The 12,216-nt window shown below is 70.0% G+C and carries 11 protein-coding genes; 6 read left to right on the forward strand and 5 right to left on the reverse strand.

What is annotated here, in order from left to right; translation table 11 throughout:
- Positions 1–7 precede the first annotated feature (7 nt).
- Complete coding sequence (locus tag HEP85_RS34380) at positions 8–601, reverse strand: TetR/AcrR family transcriptional regulator (RefSeq protein ID WP_168531418.1); 594 nt, start codon at positions 599–601, stop codon at positions 8–10.
- Between the two features lie 79 nt (positions 602–680).
- Here HEP85_RS34380 and HEP85_RS34385 point away from each other — a divergent pair, with 79 nt between their 5' ends.
- Complete coding sequence (locus HEP85_RS34385; RefSeq protein ID WP_168531419.1) at positions 681–2,036, forward strand: MFS transporter; 1,356 nt, start codon at positions 681–683, stop codon at positions 2,034–2,036.
- A gap of 260 nt (positions 2,037–2,296) precedes the next feature.
- Here the strand turns inward: HEP85_RS34385 and tnpA are convergent, their stop codons facing one another.
- Positions 2,297–2,725 carry an IS200/IS605 family transposase gene (gene tnpA, locus HEP85_RS34390; RefSeq protein ID WP_168531420.1) on the reverse strand — a complete coding sequence of 143 codons (429 nt, stop codon included), beginning with the start codon at positions 2,723–2,725 and terminating at the stop codon, positions 2,297–2,299.
- A gap of 22 nt (positions 2,726–2,747) precedes the next feature.
- On the opposite strand from tnpA, the gene HEP85_RS34395 reads away from it, so the two are divergent.
- Both HEP85_RS34395 and HEP85_RS34400 read left to right on the forward strand, forming a co-directional pair.
- Positions 2,748–3,905, forward strand: coding sequence for an RNA-guided endonuclease TnpB family protein (locus tag HEP85_RS34395; RefSeq protein WP_168531421.1), 1,158 nt, complete (start codon positions 2,748–2,750; stop codon positions 3,903–3,905).
- A gap of 440 nt (positions 3,906–4,345) precedes the next feature.
- Complete coding sequence (locus HEP85_RS34400) at positions 4,346–5,170, forward strand: NPP1 family protein (protein WP_168531422.1); 825 nt, start codon at positions 4,346–4,348, stop codon at positions 5,168–5,170.
- Between the two features lie 249 nt (positions 5,171–5,419).
- On the opposite strand, the gene HEP85_RS34405 is transcribed toward HEP85_RS34400, so the two are convergent.
- Entirely contained in the window at positions 5,420–6,001 is a 582-nt protein-coding gene (locus HEP85_RS34405) for a TetR/AcrR family transcriptional regulator (protein WP_168531423.1), read from the reverse strand.
- A gap of 117 nt (positions 6,002–6,118) precedes the next feature.
- Entirely contained in the window at positions 6,119–6,568 is a 450-nt protein-coding gene (locus tag HEP85_RS34410; RefSeq protein WP_168531424.1) for a lipocalin-like domain-containing protein, read from the reverse strand.
- 217 nt (positions 6,569–6,785) lie between these two features.
- Here HEP85_RS34410 and HEP85_RS34415 point away from each other — a divergent pair, with 217 nt between their 5' ends.
- The 3 genes from HEP85_RS34415 (at position 6,786) to HEP85_RS34425 (ending at position 10,830) form a co-directional block, all read left to right on the forward strand.
- A complete protein-coding gene (locus HEP85_RS34415) occupies positions 6,786–7,415 on the forward strand; it encodes an isochorismatase family cysteine hydrolase (protein ID WP_168531425.1) in 630 nt (209 codons plus the stop codon).
- 1 nt (position 7,416) lies between these two features.
- Positions 7,417–8,994 carry an aldehyde dehydrogenase (NADP(+)) gene (locus tag HEP85_RS34420; RefSeq protein ID WP_168531426.1) on the forward strand — a complete coding sequence of 526 codons (1,578 nt, stop codon included), beginning with the start codon at positions 7,417–7,419 and terminating at the stop codon, positions 8,992–8,994.
- Between the two features lie 1,194 nt (positions 8,995–10,188).
- The gene (locus HEP85_RS34425; protein WP_168531427.1) at positions 10,189–10,830 is read left to right on the forward strand and encodes a hypothetical protein; all 642 of its coding nucleotides are present in this window, start codon (positions 10,189–10,191) and stop codon (positions 10,828–10,830) included.
- 104 nt (positions 10,831–10,934) lie between these two features.
- Here the strand turns inward: HEP85_RS34425 and HEP85_RS34430 are convergent, their stop codons facing one another.
- A complete protein-coding gene (locus tag HEP85_RS34430; protein ID WP_168531428.1) occupies positions 10,935–11,984 on the reverse strand; it encodes a PP2C family protein-serine/threonine phosphatase in 1,050 nt (349 codons plus the stop codon).
- Between the last annotated feature and the right edge of the window lie 232 nt (positions 11,985–12,216).

Genomic DNA, 12,216 nt, shown 5'->3' on the forward strand with positions numbered 1-12,216 from the left:
GACCACGTCACCGGGACGTGGGACCACCAGGGGGAACCCGGCACTGGATCGCCGCGAGCAGGGTCGCCACCAGGCCCCGCGCCCACTCGCCGGACGCGGGCTCCGCGCTGAAGATCGCGCGGTAGTACAGCGGGCCGAGCAGCGTGTCGACGGCCGTGCCCACGCTCGGCACCTCACCGCCGCGAGCCTGCTCCCGCTCGATGATCGCGCCGAGCTGCGCGTGCCGGTCACCCGTGCAGGCGCTCCCGCCGCCCGGACCCGAGCCGATGGTCGCCCGCATCAGGGCGAGGACGTCGGGGTCGGCGAGGTCGGTGGCCACGTCGCCCACCCATCGCTGCAGGTCACCCGCGAGGGAACCGGTGTCCGGAACCACCACGTCGCCGCTGAACCGGCTGGTGGCGACGTCGTTCAGGAGCTGCGCCACCGAACCCCAGCGTCGGTACACGGTGGTCGCGTGCACACCGGCACGGGCCGCGACGACGGGAATGGTCAGCGCCTCGGCCGGCCCCTCGGCGACCAGTTCCTCGACCGCGCGGTGAACGGCCGCCCGCACCTTCGCGGAGCGGCCGCCGGGACGGGTTTGAGCTGTTGTTTCGGCCATACGGAAATTATCGCACTCATCGCTGCGTTAGGGCTACCGTAGTTAACGCAATGATCACTGCATTCGGAGAGGGCGCCGCATGTCCGACGCACCCACGCGTGACAAGAACACCCCGGTGACCCCGGTGACCCCGGTGACCCCGGTGACACCGACCGCCGCGACAGACCCGGCGGCCCCGGTCCCGGCCGCGTCGCCGACCGGCCGTGCGCGACGCGGGCTGAGCCGGCCGGTGGCCTTCGCCTCCATCGCGGCCGTCTTCATCCTGTTCATGGCCGCCTCGAGCGCGCCGTCGCCGCTCTACGTCATCTACCAGCAGGAATGGAGCTTCTCGGCCACCACGCTCACCTCCGTGTTCGCGGTGTACGTGGCCGGCATGATCGCCGCGCTCCTCGTGCTCGGGGCACTGTCCGACCACATCGGCCGGCGGCCCGTCCTGGCCACGGCCATCGCCCTCGAAGCGGTCGCGATGGTCCTCTTCATCGTCGCCGGCGACGTCTCGATACTTCTGACCGCCCGCTTCGTGCAGGGCATCGCCACCGGTGCGGCCATGACGACCCTCGGTGCGACCCTCGTCGATCTGAACCCTCCCCACGCACCGCACCGTGCCGGCGTCATCACCGGCGCCGCCCCGACGTTCGGGCTCGGTCTGGGCGCACTCGGCTGCGGCGTCCTGGCACAGTACGGGCCGCACCCGACCCGGTTGGTCTACGTGCTGTTGCTCGCGGGCGTGGTCCTCGCCGGTCTGCTCGTCGCCCTGCTGCCCGAGACGGCACAGCGCCGGCCGGGTGCCGCACGGTCGCTGCGACCGCGGCTGGGGGTTGCTCCCCGGCTGCGCTCGGACCTGATCGCCCTCGTACCGATCCTGGTGGCGAGCTGGGCCCTCGGCGGGCTGTACCTCTCGCTCGGTCCGTCCGTGGCCGCCAACCTGTTCGGTCTGTCCAGCCACGTCATCGGCGGCCTCGTGGTCACCCTGCTCTGCGGACCCGCCTCGGTCACCGTCTTCCTGCTGCGCGGCTGGCCCACCGAACGCACCCTCGCCCTCGCGGCCGGCCTGCTGCTCGGCGGGACGGCGGTCGGGCTGGCCGGGGTGCAGGAGCACTCGCTCACGATGGCCGCCGTCGGCACCGCGATCGCCGGAGTCGGCTTCGGCGGGTCGGCCCTGGCCAGCTTCGGCACACTGGCCCGGATCGCCGAACCGGCCGAGCGGGGCGAGCTGTTCGCGGTCGCGTTCGTCATCTCCTACCTGGCGTTCAGCATCCCCGCGGTGGTCGCCGGATTCGCCGCCACGAACGTGGGCCTGCACGAGACCTCGGTCGTCTACAGCGCGGCCGTCATCGCCTTCAGCGCCCTCGCGCTCGCCGCCCAGTGGCTGCGCACCGCACGCGCCAGGAACGCCGACCGCCGCGACCGGATCGCCGGCGTCCAGGACTGGTGACAACGGTCCCGCGCCGACCCCCGGATTCCTCGCGGCCGGTGCGGGACCGTATACGTCCGCCGCGGCCGACCGGGACGGGCTCGCCCAGTGAATTGCCCGATATGGCGAGGTGTCGGATGACGGTGACGTTTATGAAAGCAGTACCTTCGCAACGGATTTCAGCATGATCTAGCGCGGAACCCCGGGCGTTCACGCTCGGGAGGAAGCGCTTCTTAACGCTGCTCTGACCCGCGCGGGTGCACGGGTCTGCGGTATTGGCCTCAGCCGGGATGTTTCTGGTTTTCGATGTATTCCTTGATGGCGGCGAGCGGGGCGTCCCCGCACGAGGCGGCGAAGTAGGACGGCGACCAGAAGTGCTCACCCCACAGATACGTGCGGATGTGGCCGGGGAACTCCTGCCGCAGGCGACGGGCGGAGACACCCTTGAGGGAGCCTACGAGCCGGGAGATGGCGACCTTGGGCGGGTAGTGCACGAGCAGGTGGACGTGATCGCATTCGCCGTTGAACTCCCGCAGCTCCGCGCCGAAGTCGGTGCACACGTCGCGCATGACCTCTTCGCAGCGCCGAAGGATCTCGTCGGTGAATGGTCCGCGCCGATATTTGGGGGTGAAGACCAAATGCGCCTGGAGGGTGTGGACGACGCTACGACCCCTGCGGATATCGGGGTTTGGCTCCCAGCGTGGTGACATAGATCAATGTCACGGTACGCCCATGAAGATCGTGACGCAGGTCAAACTCATGCCGGATGCCGTGCAGGCATCCGCGCTTGAGCGCACCCTGAGCACGGTCAATGACGCCGCGAACTGGGTGTCGGAGGTGGCGTTCGAGCACGGCGTGCCGCGTGAGTACGAGCTGCGCAAGCACACCTACGCCGAACTCAAAGCCCGTGGGCTGGGAGCGCAGGCCGCGCAGCACGTCACCAAGAAGGTGCGCGACTCGTACACCACGCTCAAGGCCAGCATCCGTGCCGGGAACCTCGGCAAGGAAGGCTCCAGGCGTCGCCGCAAGGCCGAGTCCAAGCCGATCGCGTTCCGGCCCCAGGCCGCGCAGCCGTATGACGACCGGTGTTTGAGCCGGCAGCACGATCAGCGGACCGTGTCCATCTGGACCGTGGACGGCCGGGTCAAGAACGTCTCATTCGTGTGCTCCCCGGACACGCTCAAGATGCTCCAGGCGCACCGGCAGGGCGAATCCGACCTGATCGAGCGCGACGGCGTGTTCTACCTCGTCGCCACCTGTGACGTGCCCGAGGCGCAGCAGTACGAGCCGGACGGCTTCATCGGCGTGGACCTCGGCATCGAGAACATCGCCACCGCCTCCACCGGCTACCTCGCCGCCGGGCGGGGACTCAACCGGTACCGCAAGCGACAGCTTGCCCTGCGGGCCAAGCTCCAGAAGAAGCGCACCAAGAGCGCCAAGCGGCGGCTCAAGGCCCGTGCCCGCACAGAGGCGCGGCACGCCGCCAACCAGAATCACATCATCTCCAAGACGATCGTGACCGAGGCTGAACGCACCGGACGCGGCGTGTCCCTCGAAGAACTCAAGGGCATCCGCAACCGGGTACGGCTCCGCAAGCCCCAACGGGTCGCACTCCACTCCTGGGCATTCGCCCAGCTCGGAGACTTCATCGTCTACAAGGCCAAGCGGGCCGGGGTGCCCCTGGTCTTCGTTGATCCCGCATACACGTCGCAGACGTGCGCCGAGTGCGGCCACATCGACAAGCGAAACCGGGTCGACCAGGGGCTTTTCATCTGCCGGGGGTGTGGGGTCGTTGCCCACGCCGACCGGAATGCTTCCCACAACATCGCCACCCGTGGCGAGAGCGTGTGGAACGCGGGGCGTGAGTCACGCGTCCCTGCCACCCCATAGGGGTGTCTGGACGGAGGAGTCCACCCCAGCAGCCAGCTGGGCACTACCTCCAAGCCCGGTCCGTCAGGGCCGGGTCAAGTTGACGGACTGGAGGCTGCCGGAACCCGTACCGATAAGCGGCCTTCGGGCGGACCTGGGCGCGCACGTCCCTGTACCCGGACAGTGCCGTCCAGTTGGCGGACCCACCGCCCGGCTCCGCGAACTCCCCGTGCTCGTAAGGTGGTTGCGCCCCGGCGGCGCATGCGGCAGGTTTCCCTCGGTGTTTCGCCGAGAGGGCCTGCCGCAAAGTCGTTGTTTCCGAATGCTCTTGAAAATTTGGCCTGTACATTACAGATTACTCGTCTGCGGGACATGGAGATCACGTCTTATGGGGGCAGGAGTGATCTTGCTGTGAAGTGACGCCGCAGCGAACGGTTACCGAGTTCTTCGAGAGGGCGGAAATGAGAATCCTGTCATCACCCGGAGCACGTCAGCCGGCTCCAGGACGTCTGAAGCGCAAGGCCTCCTGGTTCGGGGTGCTGTTCGGCGCCACCGTCCTGACCGTCGCGCTCCCTTCGGCGGTGGCCCAGGCGGACAACCTGCCGAACCTGCCTCAGAACGCCGGAGGCTACGAGGCGTCGTTCTCGCCCGCGTACGACTACGACGGTGACGGCTGCTACCCCGTCGCCGCCATCGCCCCCGACGGAACGCTCAATCCCGGCCTGAACACCACGGGCGCCGTCAATGGCAGTTGCCGTGACCAGTCCGACCTCGACCGGACGCAGACCTACGCCCGCTCGAAGTGCAACAACGGGTGGTGTGCCGTCGTGTACGCCAGCTACTTCGAGAAGGACCAGGCCGTGGCCGGCAGCGGTCTCGGAGGACACCGCCACGACTTCGAGCACGTGATCTCCTGGATCAACCAGGCGTCCAACCAGGTGGAGTACGTCTCGACCACGCAGCACTCCAGCCAGAAGACCTACGCACGGTCAGAGGTCCGGTTCGACGGCTCGCACCCCAAGATCGTGTACCACAAGGACGGCCTGGGCACGCACTTCTTCCGGCTCGCCAACAACAACGACGAGCCTCCGGAGAACCACTACCACGACTGGCGCTACCCCCCCATCGTGGACTGGAACGGCTGGCCGAGCATCTCGCTGCGGGACCGGCTGATGAACGCCGACTTCGGGTCGGCCACCATCAAGACCACGGACAAGGACGACCGCTTCCGTAATCTCCTGAACGCCTCCAAGCCCGCCGGGATCCCGTTCGACCCGTGGAACTGACACACGAGGCCCCCGTGGGGCAGCGGCAGGGTGACGGACCGGCCCGGCACTGACCATGTCCGCTGACGCGGACGCCCACGTCGCCCCGGACGCCGTGGAACCGGACCGGAACTCGGTCGGGCTCCACGGCGTAGCGCTGTCCGGCGAGCGCGTTGCCGGATGCCGTACGTGTCGTACGCGCCGTACGTGCTGGGTGACGGGCGCCCGGGTCGGTCCTGGCGTCGGTTCCCCGGCAACGGACGCGTGGGGTCAGGACTCCACGGGCGCGCCCTTGAGCCGTGCGGCGACCGTCCGCAGAAGCTGATCGGAGAGCTCGGGGTCGGCGACCGCCCGTGACATCAGCAGCGCGCCGACCATCGCGCTCAGGGTGAGCATGGCGTCCGCCCGCGCCTCGTCGGAGTCGTCGTCGTCCGTCGTCCCGCTGATGAGCTCGAGATAGCTGCGCACCTGCTTCTCGTACGCCTCCTTCATCTCGGCCTCGCCGCGTCCCGCCGCGGCGCCGAGCGACACCACGGCGCAGCCCGTTCCCGGAGCGTCACGGTGGCGGGCGCTGAGGTAGGAGTCGATCAGTCCTGTGCGGGGCTCCTCGCGGTTGCGACGGGCGGCCCGCGCCATCTTGGTCTCCCCGTCGACCAGAGCGAGGGCGGCGGCCTGACGCATCAGGTCGTCGCGCGAGGAGAAGTGCTTGTAGAACCCGCCGTGCGTCAGACCGGCCTCGTTCATCAGCTCGGCGACGCCCGGGCGGGTCAGCCCTTCCTCGCGGATGCGGCGGGCGGTGATCCGCAGGACCCGGTCACGCGACTCCGCCTTGGCCGCCTGGGAGTGACCCATGGCAAGACCTCCCGATCTGCGACGACAAGCCGCACCGATCAAATGTGGATGACGGACATCATATCCCCTGTTCGGATCGGCCTCCGGGCCGCCGGGTCGGCCATGGCGGAGCGGGTGTCACCGCGCGCGCTCCCAGACGAGGACACCCGTACGGCGGGCGCCCCAGATCAGGGCGGGCTCCGGCAGGGAGAGCCGGAGTCGGTCACCGTCCTGGTCGGCGACCCTGGCCAGGGTCGTGCCCACCCAGTTGGGAAACAGGCTGAGCTCGACGTGGTGGACCACGAAGTCGTCCTCGGGGACCTCGTAGGTCCCGGCGTAGGCCAGGTAGCCGGTGGCCGCCGCGGCCAGTTCCTCGGGCAGCCCCTCCTCAAGACGCCCGTGGCGGAAGCGGGGCCGCAGCGGACGCATGATCTGGGCCGACATGTGACCACCGGGTGTGTACGTGATCAGGCCCTGGGGCCGCGGGCCGTAGGGCTCGACGACCTCGCCGTCGTCGACGGCGGTGGCCCGGTACGACACCAGGCGCCAGGCGCCGACCAGGTTCTTGCGCAGTTCATCGGGATTCATGGGGTTCCTCACTGGTCTTCGATGCTCCGGCGCCCCCCGTACCGGGGAGCGGCGGAGGGCCGGCGTCAAAGTGTGGATGATAGGAATCATACAGACGAAGCTGTGCGTAGTGCGTGCGGGGTACCTCACCTTGACACTGAGGATGATGAGCAACATCCTGAATGTGGATGATGACAGTCATCCAAACAGGAACGGGAAACATCGAGAAGGACGCACCATGACGGACACCTACGACCCCACCCGCACCGCGGTTCTGCTGGTCGATCCCTACAACGACTTCCTGTCGGAGGGCGGCAAGATCTGGCCCGCCGTCCGCCATGTGGCCACCGACGTCGGTCTGCTGGACAACCTGCGCGCCGTCGTCGCCGCGGGCCGCCGGGCGGAGCTGCGGATCGCCTTCGTCCCGCACCGCCGCTGGCAGGAGGGCGACTACGAGGACTGGGACCACCCCAACCCCACCCAGCGGCTGGTGCAGGAGCGCCACAGCTTCGCGCGCGGCACCTGGGGCGGCGAGTTCCACCAGGATCTCCAGCCCGCCGACGGAGACGTGATCGTGCAGGAGCACTGGGCGCAGAGCGGTTTCGCCAACACCGATCTGGACTTCCGGCTCAAGCAGCACGGCATCACCCACGTGATCGTCATCGGCCTGCTCGCCAACACGTGCATCGAGTCCACCAGCCGCTACGCGATGGAGCTCGGCTACCACGTGACCCTCGTTCGCGACGCCACCGCCGCGTTCATGCCCGAGATGATGCACGCCGCCCACGAACTCAACGGCCCCACCTACGCCCACACCATCACCACCACCACGGAACTCCTGCGGACGCTGGAGAACGGAGACCACTGAGATGACACTGACCGGACACCTGCTGATCGGTTCGTCGAACGTCCCGGCATCCGCCGGCACGATGAAGGCACTCGACCCCGCGACGGGGGAGTACATCGGACCGGAGTTCGCGTTCGGCGGCCCCGCCGAGGTCGACCGTGCCGCGCGCCTGGCCGACGACGCCTTCGACAGCTACAACCGCACCGGACCGAAGGAACGCGCCGCGTTCCTCGACCTGATCGCGGACCGGCTGGACGGGATCAACCAGGAGCTGGCCGAGCGGGCCGCGCTGGAGACCGGCCTGCCCGTGGCGCAGCTCCAGGGCGAGGCGGCCAAGGCCGCCTCCCAGTTCCGGCAGTTCGCCGACGTGGTCCGCGCGGGCCGCTTCCGCGACGCCGCCATCGACCCGGCGCAGCCCGAGCGGCAGCCGCGGCCGCGGATGGACCACCGCCTGCAGAAGATCGCCATCGGGCCGGTCGCCATCTTCGGCGCGAGCAACTTCCCCATCTCCTACTCCGTCGCCGGCGGCGACACCGCCTCCGCGCTGGCAGCGGGCGCCCCGGTCGTCCTCAAGGCCCACAACGCCCACCCGGGCGCCTCGGAGCTCCAGGCGCGCGCCATCCGCGACGCGGTCATCGGCTCAGGGCTGCACGAGGGGGTGTTCTCCATGGTGCGAGGTGCGGGCAACGAGATCGGTGAGGCACTGGTGGACCATCCGCTGATCAAGGCGGTGACCTTCACCGGTTCCGAGCGCGGTGGCATGGCGCTGTACCGGCGGGCTCAGCTGCGTCCCGACCCGATCCCGGTCTTCGCCGAGATGACCAGCGTCAATCCCACCTTCGTCCTGCCCGCGGCGCTCGCGGCGCGTGGCGCCGAGACCGGCGACGGGTTCGCCGAGCGCATGCTCGTCAACGTCGGTCAGGCCTGCCTGAAGCCCGCCGTACTGCTCGCTGTCGACGGCCCGGGTTACGCCGGGATGCGCGAGGCGGCCGCGGCACGGGTGAACGCCATGGACGCGCGCACCATGCTGACCCCGGGCATCCACGACGCGTACGACCAGGGCGCGCGGCGACTGCGCGAGTCCGGCGCCGACACCCTCACCGAGGGCCCGGAGCCCCAGGGCCCCTGGGAGGGCCGCTCGCGGCTGCTGGAGGTCGACGGGGAGCGGTTCCTGGCGGATCCCGGACTGGCCGAGGAGGTCTTCGGACCGGCGGCGCTGCTGGTACGCCTGACGGACATGGCCCAACTCCTCGAGGTGGCCAGGACGTTCCGCGGTCAGCTGTCGGCGACGATGCACCTCGACGAGGCCGACCACGGTGACGCGGCCCTCCTGCTGCCGATCCTGGAACGGCGTACCGGCCGGATCGTGGTGAACGCGTTCGCCCACCCACAGGAGGTCGGTGACGCGACCATCCACGGCGGACCCTTCCCGGCCACCACCGACAGCCGCTTCACCTCGGTCGGTATGACGTCCATCGACCGATTCCTGCGACCCGTCACGTACCAGGGTTTCCCCGACGCGTTGCTGCCGGACACCCTCGCCGCGGACAACCCCCTGGGGCTGCCGCGCCTGGTCGACGGCCACCTCACCCGGGACTGACGCACCCCGTCGCGCCGGTTGCTCCACGAGCAACCGGCCGGAAAACGGCGTCACTTGAGGACAGGGTCCGGTTCGCGCGGACACGGGCGGGCTGTCCCGGCGGACCGCTTCGAGCGGCATGGCCGCAGCGCACCGACGCTCCGTCGGTGCGGATGGTGACGGCCACGGCCCTCGCGGGCGCGCGGATCCCGGAGACCAGGGCCGTCCCGACCGCGGCCGACAGGGACGCGGTGGCCGCGGTCGGACCGCCGGTGCCGCGCCGATGCGCACCCGGCCACCCGCCGGGCCCAGTACGGCTGGTCCACCACGTGGGGTGCCACCACGTGGGGTCCGCCGGCCGGGCGCCCGCCGTGGTCGTGCCCGCGCCACCGTGACGCACGACGGCGGCCACCCGGCCGAACAACGCCTGCTGGTCGACCTGGCCGGCCGGGCCGACGGCGGGCCGGGGCCGTCCCGGTCGCCGGCCGGGGTCAAGGCCGGCCCAGCCAGGGGAGACGACCGCGCGGCGCCCCCACGCGCGGGTGGCGGATGCCCAGCCTCCCGGCCGCCGACCTGCATCAGGCCGGCCGCCACCAGCGCGTCACGCCTCCCCGGCCCCCGCGACGACCGTGTGGAACTGCGCGGCGAGCGACTCGACGCGCTGCCGCAACAGATCCGCCGCCGATGGTGGAACCCCCCGTGCGGGAGCGGGCGCACCGGCTCACCGATCGGCATCAGTCGTACGTCGGCGCGCGCCGGTGTTCGCGTGGACTGTTCGTCCGGTGGGCGCGCGGGCGTACCTCCGGGTCGAGTGCGTGTCATCGCATCGCGAGTCCCACCAGTGGTACGACGTCCCCGCGCGATGCGTAGGTCGACAGCGGCACGCGCACTTCGCGACTCCCTTTGTCACGGGCTCCGGCCTCGGCCGTGGGTTTTGCGGCACGGCCCGGGTCCTGCCGGGCCGGTCCGAAGGGGGCAGGACAACGGCTTCTACGCCGACGAAGTGCCCAATGCGCAGGTCACAGGCCACTTTTACGCGTGTCCGGACCTTTTCTGAGCGGCGTTCCGAGCGCGCCGGGCCGCTGTCCCGTACGCCCAATCGGATTGCTGACCCCAGATCTTCCGCGTGTCTAATACGGCGGATAAAGGGATTATCGGTATTTTCAACCACAGATCGGCTGCTTGGCCGACGTCTCAGAGATAGGGAAGAGTGACATGACCACGCGCAACATTGCCGTGACTGCCGCCGTTGCGGCCGCTACGGCCCTCGTCGCCACGGGCGTCACCTACGCCTCGGCCACTGCAGCCCCCACGGCTACGCCCACCGTCAACCAGATCGCCCCCTCGGGCGGCGACAACGGGCAGTCGAAGGGCAAGGAAGGGAACATCGGCCAGTCGAAGGGTAACGAAGGAGGAGGAGGCGGCAACCGCGGTGGCCGTCGCCACTACGAGGGTCGGATCGACTTCAACGAGCGTTCCTACTCCGCTCGCTCCTGGGGCTGCATCACCGTGGTGAGCGGTCTCGGTTCGCGTAGCTTCAACGTCCGCAACGACAGCCACAAGACCGTCGAGGTCTTCCGTGGCGCGACCTGTGACAACGGTTCGCCGCTTGCCACGGTCGGCCCGTGGAGCACCAGCAACGGCATCGTGCCCTTCCGCGTCCACGGTGGCGTGAAGGTCAGGGACGGCGTCGTGGGCAGCTTCCGCGTCGTCGAGGACCACCACGGTGGCTACGGCGGCGGCTTCGGCGGCGGCGACCGTGGTGGCGACCGCGGCGGCGACGGTGGCGGCTTCGGTGGCGGCGACGGTGGCGGCTTCGGCGGCGACGGTGGCGGCTTCGGCGGCGACCGCGACTAATCCTCACGGGCGACGTCCGCACCGCATGGAGAACCCGGCCCGCTGCAATCGGGCCGGGTTCTCCGGCATGTCCACCGGGACACCGGTGACCGCCGGAGGACGGATCAGGGACCGTGGTGACGTGGGGCGTTGAGGATGGCCACGCAGGCGATGTCGTCGTCGAGGTGGCCGTCGCTGTGGCGCACGAGGGCTTGGTGAAGGGTCCGCAGGAGCGCGGAGGGGGAGTCGGCTGCGGTGTGCGCCGTCCACGTGGTGAGGGGGAAGAAGTCGCCGTCGGCGTCGCGGGTTTCGGTGACGCCGTCGGTGTAGAGCAGCAGCAGGTCGCCGCGGGTGAAGGGGATCCGGTCGACGTGGTACTCGCAGCCGATGAGCGCGGCGAGGTTGACCGGCGGCGAGGGCGCCGCGGGCTCGATGGCCAGGGTGGCGCCGTCGCGGATGAGGAGGGGCGGCGGGTGCCCGCAGCTGAGGACCGAGACGTGCGCGCCGGTCGGCGGGAACTCGACGATGACGACCGTGGCGAAGCGCTCCGGGGTGTCCTCGGCGGGGACGGCGATGTTGTACCGGGTGAGTGTGGTGTCCAGGCGGTGTGCGAGCTGCGACAGGTCGGTGGACTCGTAGGCGGCTTCGTAGAAGGAACCGAGGATGGCGGCGGAGACGCCGACGGCGCGCAGACCCTTGCCGCGGACGTCTCCGAGGACGAGGCGCAGGCCATGAGGGGTGTCGGCGGCGGCGTAGAAGTCGCCGCCGACACGGGCCTGCGGCGCCGCGGCGAGATAGAGGGTCGCGATCTCCAGGTTCCTGACCCGGTCGGGAACCGGTCTGAGGAGGACCTCCTGGGTGGCGTCGGCCACCGCGCGGACCTGGGCGAGGGTGCGTTCGCGTTGGAGGCGCAGATGGCTGGCGTAGACGGCGGCCAGGGTGACGGCGCCGATCGCGCCCGCGGTGTACAGGGTCGTCATGTCGGAGACGGCCACGGCGTAGCCGACGACCGGGAGCAGGCAGATCACCCCCAGGGCGAGGGTCGCTCGGACCGACCAGACCGATGCGGCCAGTGCCGGTGCTGCCGGGAGCAGGCGGCTGAAGGGGACGTCCTGCGGCGTGAGGACGGCCAGGAAGCCGATCACGGCTGTCAGCGCGAGGGGGGACAACAGCACGGGATCCCGACGCCGCACGGCAAGCCATACCGTCTGATATCTACTCAGGGCACCCATGGCTGGATGGTAAGTGATCCTTGATCGTCTTCCGGACGGCCCCTTCGGCACCTCGGCCCGCGTCTCCCGTCGGGCCGACCCCGCGTAGCCGCGGCGGTACGCGACAGGACGGGTGGCGGGCGCACCGCCCGCGCACTCGGGATCGGCCTGGCCGGAGGAGGCTGTGGTGCTGGCG

Origin of the sequence: Streptomyces sp. RPA4-2, from assembly GCF_012273515.2 — a bacterium.
GTDB lineage: Bacteria > Actinomycetota > Actinomycetes > Streptomycetales > Streptomycetaceae > Streptomyces > Streptomyces kaempferi.

Excerpts from the sequence above, each read along its gene's own strand:
- HEP85_RS34380 (WP_168531418.1), bottom strand. The coding sequence starts at position 601 with ATGGCCGAAACAACAGCTCAAACCCGTCCCGGCGGCCGCTCCGCGAAG.
- HEP85_RS34385 (WP_168531419.1), top strand. The coding sequence starts at position 681 with ATGTCCGACGCACCCACGCGTGACAAGAACACCCCGGTGACCCCGGTG.
- tnpA (WP_168531420.1), bottom strand. The coding sequence starts at position 2,725 with ATGTCACCACGCTGGGAGCCAAACCCCGATATCCGCAGGGGTCGTAGC.
- HEP85_RS34395 (WP_168531421.1), top strand. The coding sequence starts at position 2,748 with ATGAAGATCGTGACGCAGGTCAAACTCATGCCGGATGCCGTGCAGGCA.
- HEP85_RS34400 (WP_168531422.1), top strand. The coding sequence starts at position 4,346 with ATGAGAATCCTGTCATCACCCGGAGCACGTCAGCCGGCTCCAGGACGT.
- HEP85_RS34405 (WP_168531423.1), bottom strand. The coding sequence starts at position 6,001 with ATGGGTCACTCCCAGGCGGCCAAGGCGGAGTCGCGTGACCGGGTCCTG.
- HEP85_RS34410 (WP_168531424.1), bottom strand. The coding sequence starts at position 6,568 with ATGAATCCCGATGAACTGCGCAAGAACCTGGTCGGCGCCTGGCGCCTG.
- HEP85_RS34415 (WP_168531425.1), top strand. The coding sequence starts at position 6,786 with ATGACGGACACCTACGACCCCACCCGCACCGCGGTTCTGCTGGTCGAT.
- HEP85_RS34420 (WP_168531426.1), top strand. The coding sequence starts at position 7,417 with ATGACACTGACCGGACACCTGCTGATCGGTTCGTCGAACGTCCCGGCA.
- HEP85_RS34425 (WP_168531427.1), top strand. The coding sequence starts at position 10,189 with ATGACCACGCGCAACATTGCCGTGACTGCCGCCGTTGCGGCCGCTACG.